Below are 25,902 nucleotides of genomic sequence, written 5' to 3' on the forward strand. Positions count from 1 at the left end.
ACGGTCAATTTCGTCTCACACCATTTTGATCGAGTTGACAGTCTACGTGTGGGCCGGCTGCATCCAGCACGTCTGGTCTCCCTTGGCGTTTGCGCCGCAAGTGGCTAGACGGGACCAATGACCGCTGTCTTTGACCCAACCCCTACGCCTCCGGTGGAAATTCTGGCAGTGCTGTCGCTGCTCTGCCCGGAAGTTGTGCGTGACATAGAGCAGAACTGGAATGCACCGGTTTCCGATTATGCCCGCCATCTGTGGCGGCCGGTGGCAAGGCCTGCTTCGGGCCCGGCGATCGCTGCCCGCTCGATCCTGCGCGAAGTCCTGCGTCAGCGCCTTGGGGTGATCATGCAGCCTGAAGAGATCGGCAAGGCCCTCGAAGAGTTCGAGCACAGACCGGTGATTCAGTCCGGCCTGCACTGCCTGCTTCTGATGGACCGGATCACCTTCGATGCCCTCCTGCTTGCCTGGCTCGGCGCGGTCGAAAACGGGCTCTCGGCCTTCTTCAGCTTCATGGGAACGACGATGACCATGGAGACAATTGGCCGGGAGGGGCCGGGATGGCTCGATGTCGGTGACGACAAGGTCAACCTGTTTGGCATGGGGCGCCACAAACTGTGCCGCAAAAGCGCCTGCGTGGCCGGTCCCGTCACCCTCAACAAGCGCGCGCTCGAAGCGGTGGGCGACGAAACGGATGCCAGCCGCTGGCTGGGCACACTGCTTGCCAGCCAGGACAAGGTGTTTGGAACCGCCGCCGATGCGCTGACAGCCCTCAACGAGGATCTGGTCGCCGATTGGGATCGTTCCGGCATGGCCCTACCGGTTTTCATCGATGATCGGCTCGCCGCGGCTGCCGTGGCGCGGCATCTAGAACATGATGGCAGCCTTCTTTCCGGGCTGCTCATTGAGCCCGCAAGGCGCCAGCGTCTGGAATGTGCCTTGCAAGCGGCCGCATCGAGCCCATTTGGCAGATTCCTGCCCAATGCCACGGCCTATTTCTGGGGCATCCGCGAGGAGCGCGTGCGCAAGCTCGTCCTCGAGAACGGGCACCTGATCGAGCCTGACAGGCCGAATGGTCTTTCCATCCCGTTCGAGCGGCCGCATCTCAGGCAGGCGCTGCTGGACGGCGTGCTGCTGCCGAACTTGTTCCTGATGTTCCTCGTCCTTGCCATATTGCCGCGCGTGCGGGTTGTGGGCGGCCTGAGACAGATTGGTTATGTAGCGCTTTTCCACTCTATCCTGCTGGCTGCGCTAGATGAAAACTCGCCGGAAGAGCGCGATCTGGCTGCGGAGCTGCAGGTTCGGGAAAATGCCTGGGGCCTGCGGGTCATCGATGAAAAGATCTCGGTCCGCGAGCAGCTTGCCGGCCTACCGGAAGGGGCGCTCTTCCCGGACCTGCTCCGGCAATACCGTTTGCGGACACTTGCCGAGACGACCGACGACCTGAAACTGGTTCGCGAAAACGCCCGATGGCGCAAGATCGGCCAGGCAGAGATCAAGGCGAGCTGAGCCTCGCTTCAGGTTGATTTTCTGGTCCGCAACCCCAAGCGACGGCGATCTATGGGTGAGCCTCTGGTGTCTGATCCGGCCGCTTCCTTGACGCTGATGCCTTTCGGGATTTCGACGACGGCTTCCGCCTTGATCGGCAGCGCTCTGCCACCGGACCCACACTGACCGTTCGATGCCCATTTGCGCTGCCGCTTGCTGGTCGACGGTTATCGGTTCATCCTTGTGAAATACCCTGGCCGTGAAGTGCGTAGTGAGATCACGCCGGCACGGCCCCTAGTGAGGTCTCGTCCTATGGACTGCTCGGGCTGCGGTTTCGAGGTTGAGGGCGGTTACGCTTTCTGTCCGAGGTGTGGCAGGCGCCAGCCCGTGCCATGCGCCAGTTGCGGCTACCCCTGCGCACCTGATTTCGAGTTCTGTCCGAAATGCGGGGCAAGCGTCGGTGCGCCCGCAAAAACCGTCGAACGGCCTGCTCCCACACCAAGCCGGACCGTTGTGCCGCCTTCTCGAACTCCGTCGCTGCTTCCGAACATCGAAAGCGAAGATGGGCTGCATCCCGTCTCTGACGCCGATCGCCGGACGGTAACAGTCCTGTTCGCCGACCTTTGCGGCTTCACGACACTCAGCGAGCAGCTCGACCCCGAGGTCATGCAAGCGCTGCAGAACGAACTGTTCAAGGAATGGACGGCGGCCGTGCGAAACTTTGGTGGTTTCGTCGACAAATTCATCGGCGATGCACTGCTCGCCTTGTTCGGTGCGCCGGTTGCGCATGAGGACGATCCGGAACGTGCGCTTCGCGCCGCTCTCGACATGATCGCCCGGACGGCGCGGCTCGGCGAAAGCACCCCCCACTCCGGCTCGCCTCTGTTACTCCACATCGGCATAAACACTGGTCCCGTCGTTACTGGTGGATTGGGCATCGGCACCGCCAAATCCTATTCGGTGACCGGCGACACAGTGAATACGGCGCAACGCCTGCAATCGCTGGCCGCACCGGGTGAGGTGCTGGTAGGCGAGCTCACTTATAGGCTAACCCGGCATGCCTTCTCTTACGAGCCGCTGGGTGATGTCGTGTTTCGCGGCAAGGCTGGCAGTGTGCTCGTCCATCGACTGGATGCACCGCTTGCGGCGCCGCGTGCAGCACGTGGGCTCGAGGCGCTCGGCCTCAGTGCGCCAATAATAGGTCGAGGTGCGGAGCTCAATAGAATGCTGGCGAGCCTTGACCAGGCGTGCAGCGGCTCGGCCCAACTTGTCCGCCTCGTCGGAGAAGCCGGTATCGGGAAATCGCGGCTGGTGAAGGAGTTCGTCGCCCGTGTCGGCGACGACGATCGTTTTCGCAACGTCGCCGTGCGGCTGGCCACCTGTTCACCGCTGGGCGAACAATCATTTGGCGCCTTGGGCGCAGTGGTGCGCAGCGCTGCCGGGATGATGCAAAATGACAGTGGGGACGAAGTGCGGGGGAAGCTCGCAGGCTTGCTTACCGATCTCGGCCTACAGGGCGAGGAGGCGAAGCGGCTGATGCCTTTGCTCTACCATGTGCTCGGCCTTGGCGACCCGGACGCCACCTTGCAGCATGTCGAGCCAGAGCAGTTGCGGCGGCAAATTCTCTACGCAGTCCGCACAATCATCGAACGGCGGCTTGCGTTGTCGCCGCTGTTAATTGTCGTCGAAGACCTGCACTGGGCCGACGCCGTGTCGCTCGAGGCACTACGTTTCGTGATGGACAGGTTGGAACGCACGCGGTTGATGTTGCTGGTCACGCATCGTCCGGCGCCGGACAACGGCCAGCTCGACTCTAGTCGGGTCAGTCACACAGCGCTCAGGCTTTCGCCGCTCAACAATGATGACGGACGCAGCCTGCTGGCGGCGCTTTTCGGCGAGAGCTGGGTAAACTCCGCAGGAGGGCTTCTCGACCAGATCCTCGAGCGCGCGGGCGGCAACCCCCTTTTTGTAGAGGAGATCGTTCGCGGCCTTATCGATCGCGGTGTACTGATGCGCGAGGGCCAGCGATGGCGGACTGTGGCAGGCGAAGTCGCAACCGGCATTCCCGCCACTATCCAGGCAATGTTGCTTGCTCGCGTCGACCGGCTGCCCCAAGAAGTGCGCCGGTTGGCCCAGGAAGCCGCGGTAATCGGCCCGCGCTTCGATGCCACACTTCTGAAAGCCGTGACAGCCGACCCCGGTCGGCTAGAAGCCGGCTGCGAACTGCTTTGCGATGCGGAAATCATCGAGGAAGTTGCCGGATCAGGCTCGGTCTCGTCGCAAAGCTACCGCTTTACGCAAACATTGCTGCAGGACGTGATCTACCAGAATCTGCTCCTGCAACGCCGGACCGACATCCATGGGCGGGTCGGTGCTGCCTTGGAGCAACTGTGCGGCGACAAGCCGGAACGGCTCGAGGATTTGACTGTGCTCGGTCATCATTTCGCACAGAGCGCCGAGCGGGAGAGGGGCGCGCATTACCTGCAGGCGGCGGGCGATCGCGCTCGCATGATATACGCCAACGACGACGCCCTTCGTTTCTACGAGCGAGCACTGGCTGCGTTGGGCGCGATCGGGCAAACACCGCTCAAACTGGCAATTGCAGAGCGCATTGCCGATTTGAGCGGCCCGGTAGGCCGCCGCGAGATCGCGCACCACCACTACGAGACGGTGTTGCAGGCATACCGCGAGTCAGCCGATCGTGTCGCTTCGGCGCGCGTTTTACGCAAGATCGGTCGGCTGCTCTGGGACGTCGGCAAGCGGGACAACGCAGAATCCCGCTATGCTGAAGCGGCAGCGCTCCTCGATGGAGCGGATGCCCCGATCGAGCAGGCGCATCTCTGGCAAGAACGTGGCCGACAGGCGTTCCGTAGCGGAGATCACGCTCGCGCGGCAAAATGGGCAGACGCGGCGCTGGATTGCGTACGCTCTCTGACAACGGAGCATGTCTCCGAGGTAGGGTGTGATGCCACTCTCGTGACCGCCGAGGCACTTAATACCAAGGCTGTTGCGCTGGCTCGCCTTGGGCAAAACCGTGAAGCCGTGCGTCAGGTTGAGCGTAGCATTGAATTGGCCGAAGCCGCCGGTCTACTGGGCGCGGCGTGCCGCGGCTACACCAATCTCGGCGTGCTTTACACGACCATCGATCCGGCACAGGCGATGGAGGTCTGTAGGCGCGGTCTTGAAGTGGCGCGCCATATTGGTGATTTGGGTTTCCAGGCGCGCCTCCTCGCCAATCTGGCGGTCGCTTGTTGTACTTTCACGGATCGCTGTCCAAGGGAGGGCGTGCCTGCTGCCGAGAAGGCCATCGAGATCGACCGGGCGCTCGACCAGCGCGAGCACCTGCCGGTGCCGTTGATCGTGCTTGGGCAGATCCACCAGTGCAACGGCCGTCCGGAACTGGCGATTGGCTTGTTCCACGAAGCACTCGACGTAGCCCGCGAAACGGGCGAGCCCCAACTGCTGTTTCCGTGCTATGATGGGCTCGCAACGCTTAACCTCGACCTCGACAATCTGGCCGAGGCCGAACGCTACTTTTCCCTGGCGCAGGGAATATGCGCCCAGCACGGGCTCGACCCGGAAGCGCTTGTGGTGCTGCCTTTTCTCGACTAGCCGGGTTGGAGGTTGGAAATGTCCGCGCGTGCTGACTTGGTACCGCTTCAACCGGGCGACCGTGCGCCGAACTTGGTTCTCGACGCCATTACCCAGGAAGGCAAGATTGCGCTTGACGACTTTCGCGGACAAAAACCGGTGCTGGTCGGCCTGTTTCGAGGTCTGCATTGTGCGTTTTGCCGGCGCCATATCGCCGCCCAGGCGCGGCTTGATCCGGAACTGCGCGAAAAGGGCGTGGAGAGCCTGACGGTGGTCAACACGCCGATCGAACGGGCGCGTCTCTATTTCCGCTACCACCCGATACCGAATCTGCTCGCGGCCTCCGACCCTGAACGCGCTTCACATCGTGCTTTTGGACTGCCCAATCTCGAATTCACCCAAAACGAGACGAAATGGCCGTACAAGGTCTCGATGGCAGCGGTAATGGATATGCGGGTCGACATACCAAGCGAGTTGCCCGGTCCTATGGATCCTCTTGCGGCCGGCGAAATCCTCGACAAGAAGGACAATTACGAAATGACCGAAGCCGACGAGCAGATGATGGCAACGGGACACGGACAACTGGTCGGTCAGTTCCTGCTGGACCGGCAGGGGATCGTCCGCTGGAGCTTCACGGAGGTTCCAGAGGGTGGGCGATACATGTTTGGGGCGCCAAACCCGCAGGAGCTGATGTCAGCCGTGTCCCAAGTCGCCCAATAGATTTGCGAACGAGGTAAACGAGCGGGACACTGAAATGACACTGACAAGTTCACCGCTCTTCGAGCACAGCCTCGACAATGGCAACAAAGTCATCGAGTGAGCGGTCTCCGCGAATCTCGATGCGCGGAAGGTCGATGGGATCGCAGTCGAGGCCCGCCGACCCGTGTCTGCCGCCGAAGCCGATTCGATAGCCGCACTCCTTGGCCAGCCTGCCAAGCCGTCGGTCGGCGACAGAGAAGGGTGCCGCGAACGCCGTGGTTGGCCGACCGGTCCACCGTTCGATAAACATACGAGAGCGCAGGAGCTCAGCGGCCAAGTCAGAACTCGACAGACCATCGATTGCGCGATGCGTCGCCAGATGGCTTCCGAAGAACGCACCTTCGGCGGAGAGGCGCCGCACCGTCCCGGCGTCCATAAGCTGCGTCGGCGGACCGGTATAGGCGTCCCACTGTGCACTTTCACCCACCAAGTCCGTCACCAGGAACACTTCCGCGGTCAGGTCGTTCGCGCGCAAGGTCGGCCAGGCGTGGTCGGCAAAGTTCTGGAAGCCGTCATCGAAGGTGACGAGCACTGGGCGACCAACGAAAGGGCGACGGTTGGCGATGAACTCTTCCAACTGCTCAGACCCAATCGCGTGAAAGCCATTGGAGCGCAGCCATGCCATCTGGCTGGCGAATGCGGCGGGCGTGAGCCGAAAACGGGCGAGAGCGGCCGGACCATCATCGGAGACGCTGTGATACATGAGGACAGGAATACGCTGCCGCCGCTCGCTACGCGCAACGTCGCGGCGCAAGGCCCGCGCGCCGCCCCAGACGATATTTCGCGCGACCCCGATTTCGATGCGCGCGCGGATTGGCACATGATCTATCATCGGTTCCGTAGCCACGTCGTCGGGTGACAGGCGGCGGAAGCGGTCTATGCGATAGAGCTCGGTCTGGATCGATTGCTCCAAGACGAGGCCTTCAGTCGCTGCCAGCGTCTCCGAGATCGCTTGTGCACCGAATGTGTTCCAGTCGAAGCCCGTCCTTTCAACATTGTCACGCAGCACGAATGCGTGTGCGCTGATGAAACTGCCGCCAGGCGCCAACGCCTCTGCGAATTTTTTGGCGATGCGCCGCAACTCGGCCAGATCATCCAGATAGTAAAGCACTTCCGAACAGAAGATCAGATCCATCTCACCCGGCAGCGTGTCGGCAGAGAAATCCAGTACGCCGAATTCAATATTCGGCTGATCGCCGCATCGCGCGCGGGCCCGTTCGATGGCTATGGCGGAGATGTCGGTTGCGGTCAAATGGCCCACTCGCGGCGCCAGCTGCCGCGTGAAATGGCCCTCCGCGCAGGCCAGCTCAAGCGCCCGTTCGATGGGACCGGCAGGCAGAATTTCGAGTTGCCGCTGATATTTTTCCTGCTCATAGGGCGAACCGTAGTTCCAGGGATCCTCGGTCGCGAAATAGCCATTCCAGAACGACGTGCGATCCTTGTCGTGCCTGACCCGTGCGCGGCGCGGCGCCGCGGGAGGCTCCGCAGGTTCGGCGCTCGACCTAACCAGCTCCCGCGCTTCCTCGGCCAATTGGGCGAGTCTGCCGAAGTGACTGTCCGGATCGGACCGGCGTTCAAGCCGCTCAGGGGGCCCGACATTCAGGAGCAATTCAATCCAATGACGCCTTGTCACTGTCCCGAGCACGCCGAATTGCACGACAGCCTCGATCTGGCCATCCATCATCAGATAGGCATAGATTTGATCGATTCCTTGCGGAATTTCGGTCGAGGCCGGATTTCGACCGTCGACGCGAATTCCAAGTGTCCGCGCCAGCCTGCGCGGCGCGGCAAGATCGTCGACGTCGAGAAGCATTTGCTCAAGGTGATACTGGACGCGGCGACCCGCGACGGGGTTGTCCCAGAGCTTGCCGAGTTCGATGATCAACTCGGTGAAGGAGCCGCCGAACCTGTCCCACCTGGCAGCCAATTGCGCTGGCACCGATAAGCTTCCTACCATAAGGCCATCAAAGGCCACCTTGGCGATCTCACGCGCCCACTTACGTCCTGCCGGGAGCGCGCGCAGCGACTGCGGGTTGATCGAGCGTGAGCCGCAGCCGCAATCCGACGCGGCGTTCCACAACGCGAACCACGCGAGTGCCTCGGAAGCGGTGTGGCCGCTCGCCTCGATCGCTCCATTGGCGTGTGCTGATGCTGGGTGTTTGACCCTGGGATCAGGAGAAAAGCCGCGGGTGATCACGATTTCCGCATCTACCAGCATCTGCGCCGAATTGCGGCTGAGCGAGTTGGGGCTGGCTCGATAGAAAGCGAGCGGCTCGTCGACCATCACCCAATTTTTGCCTAGACGCGCGAGGCGCTGCCACAGATCCCAGTCCTCGCAGGTGCGCAGCGACACATCGAAACCGCCCAACTCGACAATTGTCTCCCGGTCGACTAGCAGCGCGTGAGTGCGGATGGCACACCGGCGGGCGATTGTTTCGAAGGGCTGGGTCGCAACCTCCGTCGAGATGCTCGGCGGGGTGAGTTCGCCATCGGGCATCACGCGCCGAGAACCGCAATAGGCCGCCACTGCATCGGGAGCTGTTTTCACCGCGGCCAGCATTTTCGCAAGGAAGCTGGCATCCACCCAATCGTCCGCATCCAGAAACATCAGCCAATGGCCGCGCGCTGTCGAAATCCCGCTATTGCGCGCGCCGGCGGCGCTATACGCGCAAGAGTTCAATGTCCGAAATCGGGCATCGCGCTCCACATAACCGGCGATGATCGCGGAGGTGCGGTCAGTGGAGGCGTCGTCGATGATGATCGCCTCCCAATCCACTATTTCCTGATCGAGAAGGCAATCGAGTGCGCGCGCCAGCGTTGCCTCCGCGTTGTGCGCAGGAACCACGATTGAAACCAAGGGATTATGCGCCACGCCGTCTTACCCGCGCCTGGTTCGAAGGTAGAACAAGGCTCCCGGAACATAGCCCGCGAATTCCTGGCAAAGGAAACGGTCCTTAGGGACGCTGTGTCCAAACAGTGTTCTGCGAATTCTTCCGAGCCGCCGCGACGCCACTATTGGGCTGCAAAGGGAGCTTGCTCCTGTCGTGGTACCGATGCTGGAAGCCTGGCGCAGCATTCGCATCCGTGCCGCCGAGCTTGGGCGCCAGCTGTCGCAGATGCACGTCAAAGCAAGCACGCCGCATACTCATGTCGATCCCCGGAATCGGCGCCATGACCATAAGCTGCGGTCCCTGGCGCCGTACGAGTGAAATAGCTATGGCAAACTGACGTCCTTTGCAATCGGGGCGCAACCAAGCAAGCCCACGGAAGCTTGGTGTGAATGACTGCAGTTGTCGGGACTACTGTTCCCCTCCTATCGACCGAAATGCCTCGACACCGAGGTGCACTCTCGAACAGCCATTCTCCGTGCGAAAGAACACCTTCCTTCTACGGTTGGGCCCGCATCGGAAGCCGATCGTCGCAGTATACAGCCGGATGCGAGGCAGTATGTGCACCGCCATATCATCTAATTTAGATATTTCTAATGAGTCAGCGCTACTTAATTGCGCTCCATTAGATATAGCCTAATATTGTATTGCTCAATTCGATAGTAGATCTCATCCAATTGTCGATTAGATTAGCTGATTATGGCATCTATAACAAGAGATGAGAAAGCTACACCATTCGGAGCTCGTTTATTTGCTGCTAGTCCAAGAGATGTAAAAGGGACGCACGAATTGGCTTAGGTCAAGAAGATTCCGGCTTGCGAGCCGGGTATTTTGCTGACATTCTTGTCCGTTTCTGAGTTTCGCACTGTGGCAGTTGTTCAAAAGAAGGGGCACAAGGATGGCCAAGGAATCTTCGAATAGCGCTTCTCCAGCAAATAAAGCGGACGTAAATCTAATAGGTAATGCAGACGGAAACGGGCTGGCCTTCATGGCGGCCCAGGCTCGCGAGAGCGGAGGCCCCGGCGACGCTGTAGGTGTCGACAAGATACGTGATCTGCTGTTCGGCAACCAGATGCAGGACTATGACCGCCGTTTTTCCAAGCTTGAAGAACGGTTCTTGCAGCGCTTCAAGGATGTCGAATCCGAGGCAAAGCGCAATCTGGAAATGTACGAGTCAAATGCAAAGAAGCAGGTCGAATCGCTTGCGGGGCAATTGCGGAACGAAAAAAATGCACGAGCCGAGGCCGACAAGGAGATTGACCGGAATCTTCGCGAGCAAAATCAGGCGCTTGAAAAGCAGGTGCGCGCGTTGTCGGATCAATTGAGCGAGCTTGAGCGCGAAGTTGCGGACCGGATAAATCGAAGCGATCAATCGCTGCGTGAGGAAATCAAGCAAAAGAATGAAACCATTCAGATGGTAATGGAGAAAATGTTTTCCGATCTCAGCAACGTCAAGACCGACCGAAATCTTTTGGCTGGCCTGTTTGTCGAGGTTGCAAAATGTCTAAATCAGGATCCCGTCGGCAGCAAGAGCAACTCGGAACGTAGCTGGAAAGTGAGTTGATCGGAACTTGACGTCGACCGTCGACCCAATCAGCCTTCCTCAAGCGGCTTCGAACGATACAGAGATTGATCGCGAGGCTCTGGCTAGTCTGTTGGTCGAAATTGCCCGGAACGTTGATCCGGACTATCGTGCGCGTTTCGACGGAGTTCCAACCGCCGATCCTCGCATGGAAACGCTGCGCCAGTTGCTGGTCGGCCGTGAAATTTCGGAGCTTTCACGAGTTACGCACCTGCTCGACGAACCTGAGCAGCTTGCGTCTGCAGTTGGGGGTGTTCTCCCCAGTGCAGCCGCACGCGCGCCTTATGCGCAACTCGGCGAGGCCCTTGCGCCAGCTGTCGAGAGGGCCGTGCAACGGTCCATCCAGAAGAGCCCGCGCACGCTTACGGATATATTATACCCGGTGTTTCTGCCGGCAATTCGCAAGTCGATCGGGGAAAAGATCGATCAGACCTTTCAGTCGCTGAATGAAACTTTAAGACATATATTTACCTGGCATGGGCTCAAGTGGAGATTTGAAGCTTGGAGAACTGGAGCAAGCTTCTCAGAAGTTGTTCTTAAGCATTCACTTGTCTACCGTGTAGAACATGTCTTTCTCATTAACCGCAATTCCGGGCTTTTGATAGCGCATGTAACTGCCGATAATGCAACTAGCGAAGATCCTCAACTCATTTCTTCGATGCTTAGTGCAATTCAAGATTTTGTGAAAGATTCATTTAACGAGAAAGAACAGAGCGGCCTGGACACTATCCGTTTTGGGGAGCTTCGTCTCTGGTCAGAAGTTGGACCGTTTGCGACGTTGGTTGCGGTGATCCGGGGAAATCCGCCAGAGGAATTACATGAAATAATTCGCGATGTGTTGCTTCGCATCCATGATGAATGCTCACAGGCTTTAGAGCAGTTTGACGGCGACAGTTCGCAGCTGGCCGGCGTAGAGATGCAGTTGCAGACCTGCGTTGAACTGAAGCAGGAGGACTCAAACCAGGGATTTCCGTGGCTGGTGGTGGCTGCAGTCCTGCTGGTTTTGATTCCGGCAGGCGGTTGGTTCTTTCTTTCCTGGCAATCCGGGCAGCGCTGGCAGGCCTATGTGTCGCGGCTGAGTACCCAGCCGGGCATCATCGTTGCCGAACAAAAAATGCGCGATGGCCAATTCTATATTGCCGGCCTGAGAGACCCGCTTGCCGCCGACCCGCAGTCACTGTTGTCCGGAACGCAGGTCGATCCCGCCCGCGTTCATTCACACTGGCAATTCTATCAGAGCCTTGAGCCGGAGTTCGTGCTGAAGCGGCTGACGGCGTCGCTGGCTCCGCTGGATTCAGTACGACTTTCGATCGTCAATGATCGCATCATTGCCGAGGGTGAGGCTCCCGACACCTGGATAGATCGGGCACGCGCAGCGGCCCGACAGCTTTCGGCAGGCGGACCGGAATTCGACATCTCCAAGGTTCGTGATGTGAGCCCCGAAGCACGCGCGGCGGAGCACTGGCAGGCCTATGTGTCGCGGCTGAGTACCCAGCCGGGCATCATCGTTGCCGAACAAAAGGTGCGCGATGGCCAATTCTATATTGCCGGCCTGAGAGACCCGCAGGCCGCCGACCCGCAGGCTCTGCTGTCCGGAACAGGGGTTGATCCGGCTCGCGTTCATTCGCAGTGGCAATTCTATCAGAGCCTTGATCCGAAGTTCGTGGTGAAGCGGCTGATGGCATCGCTGGCCCCGCCGGATTCAGTACGATTTTCGATCATCAAGGATCGCATCGTTCTCGTGGGTGAGGCTCCTGCCGCCTGGATAGATCGGGCGCGGGTCGCCGCCCAACAACTGGCCGCGGACGGACTCTCTCTAGAAATTTCCGAGCTGCGCGAGTTGACCCCTCAGGAACTCACTCGTTTGAGGGAGGCTATCCAAGCGGTCGACATTTTCTTCGATTCTGGCAAGGCTGTACCGGGACCAGAGCAACTGCCAGTTCTCGACAAATTGGCGAATCAGTTGAAGGAATTGGCCAAGGACGCCCGCAAGGCGGGCGTAACAGCACAGTTCATGTTGACTGGCCATTCGGACGCCGTGGGCCGTGAGACGACCAACGCGTCAATCAGCGCCGCCCGCGCCGAGACAGTTCGTGCGCTTCTCAAGAAGCGCGGCGTCGCTCCGGAATCGCTTTTGGTTCGCGGCGCGGGCACCTTTGAGCCGGCGGAGACTGAGAATAGCCGAACCGGGAGCTCCGCCAATCGCAGAGTTTCGGTTACGGTAAACTTCCACTAGGCGGAGCCCAGGATATTGCAAAAGAAGATCTGCATGTTGGGCGGGTTCGCTGTCGGAAAGACGAGTCTGGTTCGCAGGTTTGTGCAAAGCATCTTTTCAGAAACCTACTTGACCACGGTGGGAGTGAAAATCGACAAGAAGAGCGTCGCATTCCCAGACAAAACCGTGGATCTGATTCTGTGGGATTTGGCCGGCGAAGACGATATCGGCTCATTTCGCGTCAGCTATGTGCGAGGTGCGAGCGGGCTCGTGCTTGTCGTCGATGGAACCCGCGCCGCTACACTTGCCGTGGCGCTCACGCTGCGCGAGCGGGCCGAGGCCGAATTCGGCGCTATGCCGTTTGTATTGCTGTTCAACAAATCCGATCTGGCCGATCGGTGGGCAATAACGGATAGTGAGATTAACGAACTGAGGCAACTTGGATGGCAAATCTATCTAACAAGCGCGCTTTCGGGTGAACATGTTGATGATGCATTTCGTCAGCTTGCTTCGATGGTCACCAAATAGACCATGCATGGATTGCCAAGAGAAGTCAGAAGCTGGATTTACGATTTCTTCTACAACGAGCACTCTGTCGCATACCTGAAAATTGACGCCCAGCTTTGCATCGCTGCGAAGGGCGGTAGTGTTGAACATTACGGACTCTCATCACTTCGCATTGGTAGGCCTGTTGCCGAGCAACTTGAATTCATGGAAGGCTTGCTGCCTTGCCCGGAGCTGCCATATCATATGGCCATGGTCGAACTGCCCAGCGGGCGTGTCGCGGACCTTCATCTTTTTGCTGACAATGCCTGCGTGTGGCTGCTCTTTCTTGACGCCACCGCCGAACGCGACAATAGGCAGCGGCTTCAACAGAAGGCTTATGAAATGACACTCCTGCAAGAGAGGGAGCGTCAACTCAACGAAAAATTACAATTGACGAACGAGGCGTTGAGGCAGAGCCAAGAGGGATTGTCGCGTGAATACCAGCGCGCCGAAAGCCTACTCCTCAACATTCTTCCAGCGTCGATCGCGGAGCGGTTAAAAGCGGACGAACAAATTGCAGACAACCACGCAGAGGTGAGTGTGCTTTTTGCCGACATCGTCGGCTTTACGGAAAGAGCGCGGAGCGTCGGAGCCGAGACGACGCTCGCTATTTTAAATTACTTCTTCAAGGCGGCGGATCTGCTCTCGGAACGATACGGCTGCGAAAAGATCAAGACAATCGGCGATTGTGTGATGGTGGTCGCTGGCCTCCCCGTCGCGCGATCCGATCATGCGGAAGCCCTTGCGCACTATGCACTTGAACTGCGGAAGGCGGTTAAGCTCGAGCGCTTCGCAGGAGAACCGCTAAGACTCAGAATTGGAATTCACTCAGGACCAATCGTCGCGGGCGTCATAGGCAAAAGGCGGTTTGCCTACGACCTGTGGGGCGAGACCGTTAATCTCGCCGCACGTATTCAAACGTCCGCGGAGCCCGATGAAATCCGTATTTCGGATGCGACTCACAAACTGCTTGGACCAAATTTTGCCTGCGATCCACTCGCGGAAACGGAATTGCGTGGTACAGGTCGTGTGCGAATGTGGCGGCTCCCGGCCTGATTTGCCGCTTGGCAGTGCCGACCCTGGAGCGCAGCTTGCTCGATCCATCGGCATCAGCTTTCAGCAGCTCCGAAAAACAAGAACGCTAAGAACAGCCGAGATGCGGACGGAACGGAGCTTAAAGTCCGCCGAACCTACACTATCGCCGCCGATTCCCCCTACTCCCACTCGATTGTTCTGAAGCATCAGAACGCATTGATCCATCGAGGAAAATCTTTCCGCTGACGATGAAGAACCGTATCCCGGATCCGTCAGAAATTCTCGCTCTTGAATTCAAAGGAGAATTTCGGCGATCCGCTCGGTTTCAAAGACTATCGATATCGGTTGGTCTATTTTCCTCGGAGTTCTCCGCAAAAGCGGCGTCTCCAGCCTGCCAAAAAGACCATCAGCGATGGTGAAGTCCGTCGTCCGTCGGTAGTGTGGCCCTCGCGCTGGTTGCGATACGGCGCACCATTCGCGGATTGAACGCCGCCGCTCCAAGCGATCGCAGCTCGGCTTCCGACCGGATTACGGCAAGCGTCGCCGGCGACCTGCCGGGCGTCAGTCGCGCGATATGGACAGCCCCGTGAGAAGCGGAGCGTACGCGGCGAGCCTGCGGGATACGAACTCCGTGAAGAGCCGCACGCGCTTCGTCTTGCGTGTTTCCCCCTGTGTGAGAAGCCAGAGCGTTCCGTACATGTGCAGGTCTGTGCCCGGCACCCTCACCAGCAGGGGGTCGGCATCTCCGACGAAGCACGGCAGTGTCGTGATCCCGAGGCCCTGCCGTACAGCAACGATCTGCGCGTCGGCGCCCGTAGTCCTGAACGGAACCTCCGTGGTGCGAACCTCACCCTCGCTGGCCCAATCCGGAATTCCATGCATGCTTATGACGATCCACCGGATGGGATCAAGCGCGCCCGCACGCCATGCGGCTAGTCTATCCCGGGACATGTAGACGCCGCCGAGCACCTCCGGTCCCTTCAGTCCGTGAAGATTGAGCGGCAGGGTTTTGCGGTCGTAGACGACGCGGATCGCCACGTCGGCCTCTCGGTTGGTCAGATTTGCCAGCTCGCCGGACGACAGGATTTCCATCTCGATGTCCGGATGCAGACGCGCGAAATCGGCGAGATCCGGCATGAGCAGATGTGTCGCAAGGGTCGGAGCCAACGTCACCCGCAGAAGCCCGCGCACGCTCTGGTCGCGACCGAAGACGCGCGTCTCCAACTGGTGCGACGACGCTTCCATCTGGTTCGCGAGCTCGAGGACCTCCTCGCCCGCAGCCGTCAGGCGGTAGCCCGAAGGCAGCTTTTCGAACATCTGCGCCCCGAGGCGTTCCTCGAGCTGAGCGATGCGTCGCAGCACGGTCGAGTGATACACCCCGAGGCGCTCGGCGGCAGCCCGCACTGAGCCTCCGCGCGCGACGGCAAGAAAGTAGCGAATGTCATCCCAGTCGATCATGGTGCAATCCGGCACCGCGCGGTGCGCCTTCCAAAGTCTGTATCTAACACATCGAACAGCAATACAGGCGGTCATCATAGCCTATGTCGACGAGCGCGGCCCAATTGCGAAAAGCGGACACCGATCGTCGCGGCTGGCGTCGGTCGTCCAGCCGGATCGATTTTGCACCACCGATGTGCGCGCTTCCGCACTCAACAACTGACGCCGGCGGACCCATTTCGAGGGTCTCGGAGGCAGATGCTGTCCCGACACCACGACAGGAGAAGTCATGGGAAAGCTTGGCGGTAAGGTTGCAGTCATCACGGGTGGATCGAGCGGCTTGGCGCTGGCGAGCGCCAAGCGGTTCGTTGAAGAAGGCGCCTATGTTTTCATCACGGGCCGGAGGCAGGAGGCGCTGGACGAGGCCGTCAAGCTGATCGGCCGGAACGTGACCGGCGTGCGCGGCGACGCGTCCAATCTCGACGACCTCGACCGCCTGTTCGATACAGTCAAGCGGGAAAAGGGCAAGATCGACGTCCTGTACGCGAGCGCCGGCACGGGCGAAGCCGTCCCACTGGGCGAGATTACCGAGCAGCATTTCGATGCGACCTTCGGCCTGAATACGCGTGGCACGCTGTTTACGGTTCAGAAGGCGTTGCCGCTGTTCAACGATGGCGGATCGATCTTCATGACCGGGTCAGTTGCTTCGATCAAAGGTTTTCCTGGTTACAGCGTGTATGCGGCGAGCAAGGCGGCGCTGCACGCATTCGCGCGCGGGTGGCTCAACGAGCTGAAGGGCAGGAATATTCGGGTGAACGTGCTGCACCCGGGGCCGATCGCCACACTGATGCAGGACCAAGTTCTCACCGAGGAGGCGAAGCAGATGTTCGAATCCCTGATCCCGCGGGGAAAGATGGGTCGTCCTGAGGAAATTGCGGCGGTCGCGCTGTTTCTTGCTTCAGACGATTCGAGCTTCGTGAATGGGGTGGAGTTGTCTGTCGACGGCGGCTTCTCGGCTATCTGAAATCGCGCCGGATCGCGGGAGGCGGCTGACCGGCGGGAACTAGCGTGTCCATGGTTCACGACGCGACGTCTACGCAAAGGTCGCCACACAGCAGAACGGATAACCCAGCGCCGTTGAAGGCCGGGGAATCAATACCAACACGGATCGGAGAAGTATTATGAGCTACGCAATTGTAGGATTCGGTAAGGTAGGCCAGGCCCTCGCCCACGCCTTTGCCCGTAAAAACATCAAGGTGACCGTCGCGAGCCGCCGTCCGCCCGAGGCGTTGGCGCCGCAAGCTCGGGCGATCGGACCCACGGTCGTCGCCAAGTCGCTGCGGGATGCGCTTGAGGCCGACACAATCATCTTGGCGGTCCCGTTCGGGGAGCATCGCGAGGTTGCGAAGGCCCTGCCGAGCTGGGAAGGCAAGACAGTCATCGACGCGACGAACATGTTTCCAGTCCCTGAAGAGCTGGACGGCCTCCCGTCCTCCGCCGTCATCGCGAAAGCGTTCACCGGCGCCAAGCTCGTGAAAGGTTTCAATCACCTGATTGCGGCCACCCTGGCTGCCGATCCGCTCGTCGAGGGCGGCCACCGGGTCGTCTTTCTGACGAGCGACGACGAGGACGCGATCGCTCCCGTGGCGACCTTGGCCAAACAACTCGGGTTCGCACCCGTCAAGCTGGGAAAGCTCAACGAGGGTGGCGCGCTGGTGCACGCACGCGGCCGCACTTGGGGCCAGCTCATCTTCCAGGATTTGTTCAAGAAGGAGCAGTAATCAATCTACGACCGTGCGATCGGCGCCGAGAACTGGTCGCGCGCGCCAATTTCTTCGAGCAGCGCGCGACCGAATATTTGAACGCCACAAAGTCGCGAAGGTTGGGCTGGGCCTGACGGCGTATGGGCCGGTTAGCCTCGGCAAGATCGCGGAAGGCGGTCAGCTAGTGCAGGCGCGGGACAAGAGCTGGGCGCCATTGATCTTCCAGGACCTGTTCAAAAAGGACAAATGAACCATGTACGACCATGTAATCTGGCCGGAGCGGTATGACCCCAGAACGTCGGCCATCTATGCGCTGAACGACATCGACGTTAAGGCGCCGCCTGAAGTGGTCTGGAAGCTGCTCGTCGATGCCGAGAATTGGCTGAGCTACTTTCCTGCCGAAGACCAGGTCAAGATCCTGACAGGTGAGGCGGAACTGGCGCTCGGAACCACGTACAGTCGAGTCACCGTCGGATTCCCGATGAGCCTTGTCGTGACCGAGTTCGAGCCCTTGCGCCGGCTCGCTTGGGCGACGACAGTCGAAGGCGATGAGACCGGCTCGAGCGCATATCACGGCTGGGTTATCACGCCGACTAACGATGGTTGCCATGTCCTGACCGAGGAGACGCAACAGGGAGCCTGGTTTCTGGACCTTCTCGGGCACAAGCATCCCGGCGCGCTCTACCGCTATCACCAGGAGTGGGTCGAAAGCCTCGCCCGCGCAGCGGAGGCTGAAGCAGCAAAGAAAGCGAGCTGACGCCCCTGTCCTGGCGCTATCCACGCTTCCCAACGCTGCCTTCGTCCGGATGTTGCCCGTACTCGACGGGCGACAATCTGCGCTTCCAGCCTGGATCAGTGGATCGATCGCCTTGTTCACCTATAATTTGGAGATGAAATAACATGAATATCGAACTGAAGGGCCGCAAGGCGATCGTTACGGGGTCAACGGCAGGCATCGGCCGTGCTACCGCGGAGGGACTAGCCCGTGCCGGCGCATCGGTCGTCATCAACGGCCGTGGATACGTCCGGATTGACGAGGCGGTACGGCAGATGCGACAGGCCTTTCCCGGAAGCGACATCTCGGGTATCGCCGCCGATCTTGCGACAACGGAGGGTGCCGAAGCCTTGATCGCGCAGGCGCCGGACGCCGATATCCTTGTGAACAACGTGGGCACGGCTCACATCCGGGGCTACAGTGGCGTCGAGGACATCGCGAAGATCCCGGACGAGGACTGGCTTGGTCTCTTCCAGTTGAATGTAATGAGTGGCGTGCGCGTGACCCGTCATTATCTGCCGCGGATGGTGGCGAAAGGCTGGGGCCGCGTCGTGTTTGTAAGTAGCGAGTCCGCAGTCAACATCCCCAAGGAAATGCTTGACTACGGCATGACTAAGACAGCTCAACTCGCGGTCTCGCGCGGGCTTGCCGAGGCGGTCGCGGGCACGGGCGTCACCGTCAACGCCGTCCTGCCGGGACCCACCCGCTCTGAGATCCTGGGCGACTTCATGGCGAAGCGGGCTGACGCAAACGGGATCACGCTTCAGGAAGCCGAGCAGGGCTTCCTGAAGGCGATGCGTCCGACCACCCTCATCCAACGCTTCGCGACCACCGACGAGGTAGCCAACATGATCATCTACGCATGCTCGGAGCAGGCTTCGGCGACAACCGGCGCGGCTTTACGGGTGGATGGCGGCGTGGTCCGTTTCGTCGCGTAGCAGGACGCCAAAATTGTTCCGCTCGCCGACTTAGGTCCGCCGTCGGCCAAGCTGCTGAAGAACGGCACGCCGAAGGTCTACAAGGATCTGCCGCACGGCAGCCCACGCCCCACGCAGACATCATCAAGGCGGACCTGCTGGCCTTCTTTAAGGCCTGATGCCGCGGTTGCCGACTTCAACGTTCGCCGCGGATTTTGTGCCAGCATCTGCGGGCAAGCGGCATTGGCTGGTACAGCACGACGGTCGGCGTCATGCAGCTCGTCGCCAGCCTCATTGCGGGAGCACTCTGGAACTACGGGGGCACGAGAGCGTATTCAGCTATGGCGCCCTTTTCGCTGTGCTCGGCGGCCTTGTGCTCGTCTCGTTGGTCTCGACCGGGCTTAGACCCTGATACAAATCCCCGGAACATGAGGTCTATTGTCCGAGGATTTTTATCGGCGCTCCAATCCCAATCCGAAGCATGTGCCGTGAACGGCGCGGTGTATCGATCCCCTTGAACATCTCGACACACAATCGCAAGGTCTATCGCCGATCTGCAAAACTGCTGCTCGTTCTTGCAGAATCGCCCGCGAACTATCGCCCACTATCGGGGACCAACAATTTCCGAATGTATCCGACAGTACTCCAATCTACTCCACGGTACTTCACTCCCACTCGATCGTTCGGCCCTATGCTAACTAATTGAATTTTCCCAAGAAAATATTTTTTCGGTCCAAATACTACCGGCCTAGGACCCGTCAGGATCCTACCGTTCTGATTTAGTTGGCGAATTTTGGCCAACCCCCACGAGCGATCTATCGACTACTATTGGCTCTCGGCCTGCCTTTCCAGGCCTGACATTCGAAACGTGAGCACACCCAAAAGTACCGTCAGGTTCCCGACCAACGATAGCTACGCGACCAGGCAAAGCCGCAGCGGCATCAAACATCCTTCAACCACGGAGGATAAACATGACCAAGAAGCCAGATCGCGTTCGCATCCTGACGATACCGTATCAGGATTACGACGACAAAGACCCGGTGGGATATTCCGGTCCCGCCACCGTGCTGACCGGGCTACCACGAAACATCCGACGGAATGAGCTCCGGCTCATCGTACCGCTCGCCGACAGCACGATCTATGAAATGGAAAAACGCGAGGAATTCCCTCGCCGCTTCAATCTCACGCCGCGATGCATCGTGTGGGACCTGGAGGAGGTCGAAGCGTGGCTGGAGCAGCGCCGCCAGACCTGTCTTGAGGGCCGAGCGAAGATCGCGCCCGGGCCGGATGTCCATCAGCGCAAAGCCCGGCCGGTCAAACAGACTGATAGGTCATCGGACTAACACTGAAGCCATCGCATCCCATGGATGCGATGGCTTATCGTTGCAGACCGTTGGCATCGTCAGTTGGTGCGAAGGCTTCCATTTCCGCCGCCTCAGCGGCTATCGTCGCGAGTTGCAGTTGGGCGTCCATCTTCTTCAGCCGCGGTCGGGCCCATTCGATGAAAGCATGAAAGGCAGACGCTTCCTCGGAGACGGGGTCAGCGGGAAGCGTCGTCAGAAACGTCCGTAGTCGATCACGCGGCTCTGCCTGCGCGAGCTTGCGATCGAGATATTCTACCCGCTGTTCTTCGAGCTTGGCCAGCCGCGCCTGCTCGGCACACCGCTGGCGGGCAATCTCCACGAGCCGTGCCCGCTCGTGAGTGAAGCGGAACACGCTTGTTCGTTCAGATCGCGGCGAGCGCGATCTTTCGCAAATCGTCGGCGTAGAGTTCCGGCGTTTCCCAGGCCGGAAAATGCCCGCCACGCGGAAAGACGGTGTAGCTCCGCACATTGTAGAGCCGCTCCGCCCGCTCGCGCGGCGCGAGCGTCAGATCATGTGGCCACATAGCGACGGCGGTGGGGACATGCACGAAGTCATCTGCCCGCAGCGGCGGCCGCAGCCGGGCGGCGTCGTAATAGTAGCGGACAGACGACCCGATCGTGTTGGTCATCCAGTAGATCGTCAGAGTGTCAGTCAAGGCTTCGAGTGGCCAGACAGAGAGGATGTCGCCATCGCAGTCCGTCCAGGCCCGGAATTTCTCGACAATCCACGAGGCGAGGCCAACAGGACTGTCGGCAAGCCCAAAGGCGAGAGTTTGTGGCCTCGAGCTCTGGATCGCCTGATAGCCCCCTTCCTCCCGGCTCCACAGTTGGAGGCGCTCGTCATAGTCGATCTCGGCTTTCGACAGGGGCGACGCATCTTCTGGAATCGGCTTCAGCGCGACCGCCGAGACATGCAGAGCCAGCAAACGCGCCGCATGCCGAAGGGCTATCCGGGTGGCAAGGCCGGAGCCGATGTCAGTCCCGGCCACGACGAACCGCCCATAGCCTAGCATCGTCATTAGCTTCGGATAAAGGTCACTGGGCTCCGCCTCGTAGGGCCGGGTTGGCCTGTCCGAGTAGCCGAAGCCGGGCATGGTGGGGATCACGACATCGAATGCCGGCGTTCCCTGGGTAAGCAGCGGCGCTATACGCTGAAACTCCACGAAGCTGGACGGCCACCCGTTCATCAGCAGTAGCGGGATAGATCCACTTTGTCCGCTGCGAAAATGCAGAAAGTGTATGCCATGGCCGTCGACCGTCGTCCAGAAATGGGGAAGCTGGTTAAGCCGGTCTCGCCGCTGCGCCCAGTCATAGCCGTCACGCCAGAAATCGATGAACCGGTTGAGGACGCCGCGCTCGGTTCCCATGGTCCAGTCGTCAGTTACCGCGTCGGCCCAACGCGTCCGTGCGAGGCGGCTACGAAGGTCAGCGGTCTGGTCCGCATCATAGGGAATCTGGAAGGGAGTGATCATGATCGATTCCTTGGCTGTAGTGCAGCAGAAGACCGGCCGACCGGTCTAATTCGAATTGACCTCCGATGTGCGCTTCAGCCTATTAGCATGGCTCGAACGTCGGGGCGGTGCTATTGCCGACTATGTGTTTCCGAGCCGCATTGACCATGCGAACCACATGGCACCCGACAGCACGCCCGACTCATCGGGTGACGACAGCCATCGGATGACTTGCTTCCAGTGGTGTTGCGGATCTGCCGGTGAGGGCTGATGTCGGTGATTCAGCCGATATCGACGTTCATGGCGAAGTCCCAGGTGCCAGCGCCGTTTTTGGCGAGGCCAATCATCATCAAACCGAGCGCCTCCAGCGTCTGGGCCATGTGCAAGCCGCCCACGTCGAGCGGACGCAGCCCGAGACTTTCGAGGAACGTCGAGACGCGCGCTTTCGCCTCCGCATCGTCGGCTGCGATGAACGCGTCGAGGCGTCCACCCTTCGCAAGCACGTGACCAAAGATCGTGTTGAACGCCTTCACAACATGCGCGCCGGCGGGGAGGCCCTTTGCGGTCTCCTGCGCGCCAGAGCTGCCGTGGGGCGTGACGAGGCCCGAGAGGTCGGGGGCAACCGGGTTGGCGATGTCGACGATCACCTTGCCATCGAGCGCTTTCCCAAAGTCGGCCACCGCCGCCGCTGCACCGCTGTACGGCACGGCGAGGATGACGATGTCGCCCGCGGGGGCGGCTCCGTATGTCCCAGTGGTCGCTCCGGCTCCAAGTTGGTCGGCGAGCGCCCGCGCCTTGGCGGGGTCGCGGCCGACCACCTCGACAGTGTGTCCAGCCTTGGCGACACGGCCGGCAATCGCCGTGGCCATAGTTCCAGAGCCAATGATGCTGATAATGCTCATGTGCAGTCTCCTATTGAGATGGGGTTATTGCTGGTGGTCTCTAGACGGGGGATCCCGTTTATTGGTTTGACGAATTACGGGATCGCGATACGGCCCGCCGGGAAGTAATGGCCGTTGTCGAGGTCCTCGATCAGGCCCGGCTGAACTGGATCCCAGCCGAGAGTCTGGCGGGTGATGGCGTTGGACGCCGGAAGGTTCAGCGTGACCAAATTCGCGAGAAAGCCGAAGAAGCCAGGCAACATCAGTACGTCCGCAGGGATGGGCACAGCGGGTACGCCCATACGGCTGCCAATGGCCTCAGCGATCTCGCGGAACCGGATGCCGTCGCGCTCAATCCCGTGCCAATATTTGCCAGCCGGCCCCTTCTCCAGCGCCAGGCGGAACAGGGAGGCCAAGTCGCGGGCATGCACAGCCGGCCAGAGGTTCGCGCCGTCTCCGGGGTAACCGATAACGCCCTTCTCCTTCGCGAGACCGATCAGCAGCTGGAGGAAGCCGGCATCGGTCGTGCTGTGCGCGATGGGAGGAATTCGGACGACCGAAGACCGCACGCCCCGTCCCGCTAAGCCGATCACGGCGAGTTCCACGGCGTTACGAACCCGCAGGGTGCCCTTGTATGCATCGCCGCCGGGAAGAGCCGGATCTTCCTCGGTGGCTGGCCGGCCCAGGTTTTCCCACCCCGGCGAGCCGATGCTCCCCGAGACGACGAGCGGCTTTCCGGTCCCCGCCAGCGCCTCGCCGTAGGCGAGCATGATCTGGAGTTCCGCGGCGGCCACGGCGTCGATCCCGCCAGAGGGCAGCAGGTCTTGCCGGTGCGCGACGTGGATGACGCCGTCGGACTCCGCCGCCGCGGCCTTGAGCCCGTCGAGGTCGGTGATATCCCCGCGACGTACCTTGGCGCCGAGCGCCGACACCGCAGTCGCGGATGTGTCCGATCGGGCCAGGCCAATGACCTCATGTCCGGCCGCGATGAGCTCGGGGATGATATACGAACCGATATGGCCGGTCCCGCCAGTAACTAAAACGCGCATACTGCTGCTCCTTGGGTAATGTGATGCGAGACGTGGTGCCGTGGGCTCAGCCGAGGAGGCTGACGCGGATTGAGAAGTTGGTGTGTTTGATGGAGTGGGTCATGAGGCCCAGCCACAGCATGCAGGCGTGCTCTAACGTCCGCGCCATAATCAGCCGCCCGGTATCCATCGGACGTAGTCCGAGGCTGTCGATGAACGCCGAGACGCGCGCCTTCGCCTGAGAGTCGTCCCCGGCGATGAACACGTCCAATGGATGGCCCCCGATTGGACCGACAGCCAGGACCTGGGCGTTCTGGGTGTTGAACGCCTTGACGATAGTGGCATTGGCAGGAGCAACCTTGGCGATCTCCTGCGCGCCGAAACTGTCTTCAGGAGTCAAGAAAACCCTGAAGTCGGATTTGATGGGGTTGGTGATGTCGACGAGGAGCTTGCCTGCCAGCTTCTCGCCGTACTGCTTCACCACGTCGAGAACGGCCGAAAAAGGCACCGCCAAGATGACGATGTCCCCGACCGGAGCGGCGCCAAACGTTCCGGTCGTCGCGCCGGCTCCAACCTGCTCGGCCAGCGCCCGCGCCTTGGCGGCGTCGCGACTCATCACCTCGACGCTGTGTCCGGCTTTGGCGGCAAGGCCGCCGATCGCTGCGGCCATACCGCCTGAGCCGATGATGCTGATGGTGCTCATGTTCATTTTCCTCGCGGGGCGGGCAGCGCCTTTGTTGCCATTTGTGCAGACGCACTCTATTTAGTGGTTCACCGATCCGCTTAACAATCGGATCACCGATCCACATATACGGATCACCGATCCGGTTATCAAGGCATCTCATGCGAGCCGACGCAAAAAAAAATTACAACCATATCCTCGCGGTCGCGCGTGACGTCGTCACCGAGCACGGTATCAATGCGTCCATGCGCGATATCGCCCGCCGGGCCGACGTCGGGTTGGCCACGCTGCTGCGTCATTTCCCGACGCGAGAAGCCTTGTTCGAAGCGTTGCTGTGTACGAATCTGGACGCACTGACTAAGAGGGCAGATGAACTCGAAACGTCGAACTCACCTGACGAAGCGCTCATCTCCTGGTTCCAGGAATGGTTGGTGTTCGCCCAAAGCTATAGGGGCGTCGTCGCCATGATGGCCGCCGCCCACACGAACCCGGACTCCGCTCTTTATGCTTCATGCGCTGCGGTGCACTCGGCGAGCGCGCGACTGCTGCTCCGTGCACAGGCCGAAGGCGCGGCGCGGCCCGACATGAATGGGGATGACCTGTTCGCCCTGATGACGGCTCTCGGCTGGGCGGTCGACCAACCCTCATTCGCGCCGCGGGCCGATCATCTCTTTCGCATCATTACGGGCGCCATTCTGGCGAACCCGTCGACCGGATCGGCTTCTGCTGCGCTCGACCGTCAAAACTGAGTATCCATCATACTGCTGACGAGAGGCGGAGCACTTCATCCTTTGCTTCCAGGCGTCACCTCGGCCGCACGCATCGGATCGAGCACGATCCGATGCGTGCATCGTGTCCCTGCCGGTGGGGACGTCATGTTCATCAGTCGAACTTGACCAGGTCCTTGAAGATCAGCCGGCCCCAGCTGTTCCCGCGCGCCTGCACGAGCAGTCCGCCTTCCGAAAGCCCGCCTAGTTTGATCGGCGCGAAGCCGAGATTTTCCGCGAGTGTACCAATCTCCACTGCAGCGCCTTCATCATCGCTCGCGAGGAATATGACTCTCCTGCCACCCTTTACGGCCGGATCCTGGTCAAGGACCGCGGCGACCAAATGGTTGAAGCCCTTGACCAGTCTTCCACCAGAGAACGCCTGCGCAATGAACTTGGAAGAAGGCTGTCCGCCCAGTTGCTCAGGGGGCACGCCATAGGCATTGGTCACATCGACGATGGTCTTCCCCTGCCAGGTGGGAAGTGCCTTCGCGACGTCCGGGTGCGAGTCGAAACGCACGGCCAAAAAGATGATGTCTGCCTTGACCGCTTCCGCCAGCTTTTTGGGAACGATCGTAGGCCCGATCGCGGCCGCATCGGATGCAAAGCTTTCCGGGTCGCGCGTGGTTGCGACGGATACTTCGATGCCCTTGCGGGCAAATGCCTTGGCTAGGGCCTTGCCGATATTGCCGAAGCCGACAATTGCGTAGCTCATATTTATTCTCCTTTATTTTCCCAC

The 25,902-nt window shown here is 60.2% G+C and carries 21 protein-coding genes and 1 pseudogene; 14 read left to right on the top strand and 8 right to left on the bottom strand.

What is annotated here, in order from left to right; all coding sequences use genetic code 11:
• Positions 1-117 precede the first annotated feature (117 nt).
• The 3 genes from EOC93_RS10710 to EOC93_RS10720 all read left to right on the top strand — a co-directional run bounded on the left by EOC93_RS10710 (position 118) and on the right by EOC93_RS10720 (position 5,793).
• Positions 118-1,503: a hypothetical protein gene (locus EOC93_RS10710; RefSeq protein ID WP_095483611.1), complete on the top strand. Its 1,386-nt coding sequence runs from the start codon at positions 118-120 to the stop codon at positions 1,501-1,503.
• Between the two features lie 291 nt (positions 1,504-1,794).
• Positions 1,795-5,094 carry an adenylate/guanylate cyclase domain-containing protein gene (locus EOC93_RS10715; RefSeq protein WP_127204586.1) on the top strand — a complete coding sequence of 1,100 codons (3,300 nt, stop codon included), beginning with the start codon at positions 1,795-1,797 and terminating at the stop codon, positions 5,092-5,094.
• Between the two features lie 18 nt (positions 5,095-5,112).
• Entirely contained in the window at positions 5,113-5,793 is a 681-nt protein-coding gene (locus EOC93_RS10720; RefSeq protein ID WP_095483609.1) for a redoxin domain-containing protein, read from the top strand.
• Positions 5,794-5,842: 49 nt separating this feature from the next.
• Here the strand turns inward: EOC93_RS10720 and EOC93_RS10725 are convergent, their stop codons facing one another.
• On the bottom strand, positions 5,843-8,704 hold the full coding sequence (locus EOC93_RS10725) for a trifunctional glycosyltransferase/class I SAM-dependent methyltransferase/polysaccharide deacetylase (protein ID WP_127204587.1): 2,862 nt from the start codon (positions 8,702-8,704) through the stop codon (positions 5,843-5,845).
• 914 nt (positions 8,705-9,618) lie between these two features.
• On the opposite strand from EOC93_RS10725, the gene EOC93_RS10735 reads away from it, so the two are divergent.
• From EOC93_RS10735 to EOC93_RS10750, 4 genes are read left to right on the top strand one after another with little or no spacing between them, the layout of a single operon-like run.
• Positions 9,619-10,284 carry a hypothetical protein gene (locus tag EOC93_RS10735; RefSeq protein WP_127204588.1) on the top strand — a complete coding sequence of 222 codons (666 nt, stop codon included), beginning with the start codon at positions 9,619-9,621 and terminating at the stop codon, positions 10,282-10,284.
• A 7-nt stretch (positions 10,285-10,291) separates the two neighbouring features.
• A complete protein-coding gene (locus tag EOC93_RS10740) occupies positions 10,292-12,538 on the top strand; it encodes an OmpA family protein (RefSeq protein ID WP_127204589.1) in 2,247 nt (748 codons plus the stop codon).
• Between the two features lie 15 nt (positions 12,539-12,553).
• Complete coding sequence (locus EOC93_RS10745) at positions 12,554-13,045, top strand: Rab family GTPase (protein ID WP_245458105.1); 492 nt, start codon at positions 12,554-12,556, stop codon at positions 13,043-13,045.
• Between the two features lie 3 nt (positions 13,046-13,048).
• Positions 13,049-14,119 carry an adenylate/guanylate cyclase domain-containing protein gene (locus EOC93_RS10750; protein ID WP_127204590.1) on the top strand — a complete coding sequence of 357 codons (1,071 nt, stop codon included), beginning with the start codon at positions 13,049-13,051 and terminating at the stop codon, positions 14,117-14,119.
• 540 nt (positions 14,120-14,659) lie between these two features.
• On the opposite strand, the gene EOC93_RS10755 is transcribed toward EOC93_RS10750, so the two are convergent.
• Positions 14,660-15,556 (bottom strand): LysR family transcriptional regulator, encoded by an 897-nt coding sequence (locus tag EOC93_RS10755; RefSeq protein WP_127204591.1) that lies wholly within the window; start codon positions 15,554-15,556, stop codon positions 14,660-14,662.
• A gap of 268 nt (positions 15,557-15,824) precedes the next feature.
• Between EOC93_RS10755 and EOC93_RS10760 the strand changes: the two genes are divergently transcribed.
• The 6 genes and pseudogenes from EOC93_RS10760 to EOC93_RS10790 all read left to right on the top strand — a co-directional run bounded on the left by EOC93_RS10760 (position 15,825) and on the right by EOC93_RS10790 (position 20,333).
• Positions 15,825-16,559 (top strand): SDR family oxidoreductase, encoded by a 735-nt coding sequence (locus EOC93_RS10760; protein WP_127204592.1) that lies wholly within the window; start codon positions 15,825-15,827, stop codon positions 16,557-16,559.
• Positions 16,560-16,686: 127 nt separating this feature from the next.
• Positions 16,687-17,316: an NADPH-dependent F420 reductase gene (locus EOC93_RS10765; RefSeq protein ID WP_281033132.1), complete on the top strand. Its 630-nt coding sequence runs from the start codon at positions 16,687-16,689 to the stop codon at positions 17,314-17,316.
• A gap of 235 nt (positions 17,317-17,551) precedes the next feature.
• Positions 17,552-18,055, top strand: a complete 504-nt coding sequence (locus EOC93_RS10775; protein WP_127204594.1) for an SRPBCC domain-containing protein — start codon at positions 17,552-17,554, stop codon at positions 18,053-18,055.
• 143 nt (positions 18,056-18,198) lie between these two features.
• Entirely contained in the window at positions 18,199-19,011 is an 813-nt protein-coding gene (locus EOC93_RS10780; protein WP_095483600.1) for an SDR family NAD(P)-dependent oxidoreductase, read from the top strand.
• A 3-nt stretch (positions 19,012-19,014) separates the two neighbouring features.
• Positions 19,015-19,169, top strand: a pseudogene (locus tag EOC93_RS34735) (alpha/beta hydrolase); the annotation flags it as partial.
• Positions 19,170-19,961: 792 nt separating this feature from the next.
• The gene (locus EOC93_RS10790) at positions 19,962-20,333 is read left to right on the top strand and encodes an AlpA family phage regulatory protein (protein WP_126103606.1); all 372 of its coding nucleotides are present in this window, start codon (positions 19,962-19,964) and stop codon (positions 20,331-20,333) included.
• Positions 20,334-20,367: 34 nt separating this feature from the next.
• Here EOC93_RS10790 and EOC93_RS10795 read toward each other — a convergent pair whose 3' ends face one another.
• From EOC93_RS10795 to EOC93_RS10820, 5 genes are all read right to left on the bottom strand, one after another.
• Entirely contained in the window at positions 20,368-20,706 is a 339-nt protein-coding gene (locus EOC93_RS10795) for a hypothetical protein (protein WP_095483598.1), read from the bottom strand.
• A 10-nt stretch (positions 20,707-20,716) separates the two neighbouring features.
• Positions 20,717-21,826, bottom strand: a complete 1,110-nt coding sequence (locus EOC93_RS10800; protein WP_127204595.1) for an epoxide hydrolase family protein — start codon at positions 21,824-21,826, stop codon at positions 20,717-20,719.
• Positions 21,827-22,086: 260 nt separating this feature from the next.
• A complete protein-coding gene (locus EOC93_RS10810) occupies positions 22,087-22,707 on the bottom strand; it encodes an NAD(P)-binding domain-containing protein (protein WP_027152442.1) in 621 nt (206 codons plus the stop codon).
• A 74-nt stretch (positions 22,708-22,781) separates the two neighbouring features.
• The gene (locus EOC93_RS10815; RefSeq protein ID WP_127204596.1) at positions 22,782-23,735 is read right to left on the bottom strand and encodes an SDR family oxidoreductase; all 954 of its coding nucleotides are present in this window, start codon (positions 23,733-23,735) and stop codon (positions 22,782-22,784) included.
• A gap of 46 nt (positions 23,736-23,781) precedes the next feature.
• Positions 23,782-24,423, bottom strand: coding sequence for an NADPH-dependent F420 reductase (locus tag EOC93_RS10820; protein WP_348627362.1), 642 nt, complete (start codon positions 24,421-24,423; stop codon positions 23,782-23,784).
• 134 nt (positions 24,424-24,557) lie between these two features.
• On the opposite strand from EOC93_RS10820, the gene EOC93_RS10825 reads away from it, so the two are divergent.
• Positions 24,558-25,145 (top strand): TetR/AcrR family transcriptional regulator, encoded by a 588-nt coding sequence (locus tag EOC93_RS10825; RefSeq protein WP_126103609.1) that lies wholly within the window; start codon positions 24,558-24,560, stop codon positions 25,143-25,145.
• Between the two features lie 133 nt (positions 25,146-25,278).
• On the opposite strand, the gene EOC93_RS10830 is transcribed toward EOC93_RS10825, so the two are convergent.
• Positions 25,279-25,878 carry an NADPH-dependent F420 reductase gene (locus tag EOC93_RS10830; RefSeq protein WP_127204597.1) on the bottom strand — a complete coding sequence of 200 codons (600 nt, stop codon included), beginning with the start codon at positions 25,876-25,878 and terminating at the stop codon, positions 25,279-25,281.
• Positions 25,879-25,902: the final 24 nt, after the last annotated feature.

Source organism: Mesorhizobium sp. M6A.T.Ce.TU.002.03.1.1 (assembly GCF_003997275.1).
In the GTDB taxonomy this organism is placed as follows: Bacteria; Pseudomonadota; Alphaproteobacteria; order Rhizobiales; family Rhizobiaceae; genus Mesorhizobium; species Mesorhizobium mediterraneum.

Excerpts from the sequence above, each read along its gene's own strand:
- EOC93_RS10790 (WP_126103606.1), top strand. The coding sequence starts at position 19,962 with ATGACCAAGAAGCCAGATCGCGTTCGCATCCTGACGATACCGTATCAG.
- EOC93_RS10715 (WP_127204586.1), top strand. The coding sequence starts at position 1,795 with ATGGACTGCTCGGGCTGCGGTTTCGAGGTTGAGGGCGGTTACGCTTTC.
- EOC93_RS10825 (WP_126103609.1), top strand. The coding sequence starts at position 24,558 with ATGCGAGCCGACGCAAAAAAAAATTACAACCATATCCTCGCGGTCGCG.
- EOC93_RS10720 (WP_095483609.1), top strand. The coding sequence starts at position 5,113 with ATGTCCGCGCGTGCTGACTTGGTACCGCTTCAACCGGGCGACCGTGCG.
- EOC93_RS10755 (WP_127204591.1), bottom strand. The coding sequence starts at position 15,556 with ATGATCGACTGGGATGACATTCGCTACTTTCTTGCCGTCGCGCGCGGA.
- EOC93_RS10775 (WP_127204594.1), top strand. The coding sequence starts at position 17,552 with ATGTACGACCATGTAATCTGGCCGGAGCGGTATGACCCCAGAACGTCG.
- EOC93_RS10830 (WP_127204597.1), bottom strand. The coding sequence starts at position 25,878 with ATGAGCTACGCAATTGTCGGCTTCGGCAATATCGGCAAGGCCCTAGCC.
- EOC93_RS10710 (WP_095483611.1), top strand. The coding sequence starts at position 118 with ATGACCGCTGTCTTTGACCCAACCCCTACGCCTCCGGTGGAAATTCTG.
- EOC93_RS10800 (WP_127204595.1), bottom strand. The coding sequence starts at position 21,826 with ATGATCACTCCCTTCCAGATTCCCTATGATGCGGACCAGACCGCTGAC.
- EOC93_RS10820 (WP_348627362.1), bottom strand. The coding sequence starts at position 24,423 with ATGAACATGAGCACCATCAGCATCATCGGCTCAGGCGGTATGGCCGCA.
- EOC93_RS10760 (WP_127204592.1), top strand. The coding sequence starts at position 15,825 with ATGGGAAAGCTTGGCGGTAAGGTTGCAGTCATCACGGGTGGATCGAGC.
- EOC93_RS10780 (WP_095483600.1), top strand. The coding sequence starts at position 18,199 with ATGAATATCGAACTGAAGGGCCGCAAGGCGATCGTTACGGGGTCAACG.
- EOC93_RS10815 (WP_127204596.1), bottom strand. The coding sequence starts at position 23,735 with ATGCGCGTTTTAGTTACTGGCGGGACCGGCCATATCGGTTCGTATATC.
- EOC93_RS10735 (WP_127204588.1), top strand. The coding sequence starts at position 9,619 with ATGGCCAAGGAATCTTCGAATAGCGCTTCTCCAGCAAATAAAGCGGAC.
- EOC93_RS10750 (WP_127204590.1), top strand. The coding sequence starts at position 13,049 with ATGCATGGATTGCCAAGAGAAGTCAGAAGCTGGATTTACGATTTCTTC.
- EOC93_RS10810 (WP_027152442.1), bottom strand. The coding sequence starts at position 22,707 with ATGAGCATTATCAGCATCATTGGCTCTGGAACTATGGCCACGGCGATT.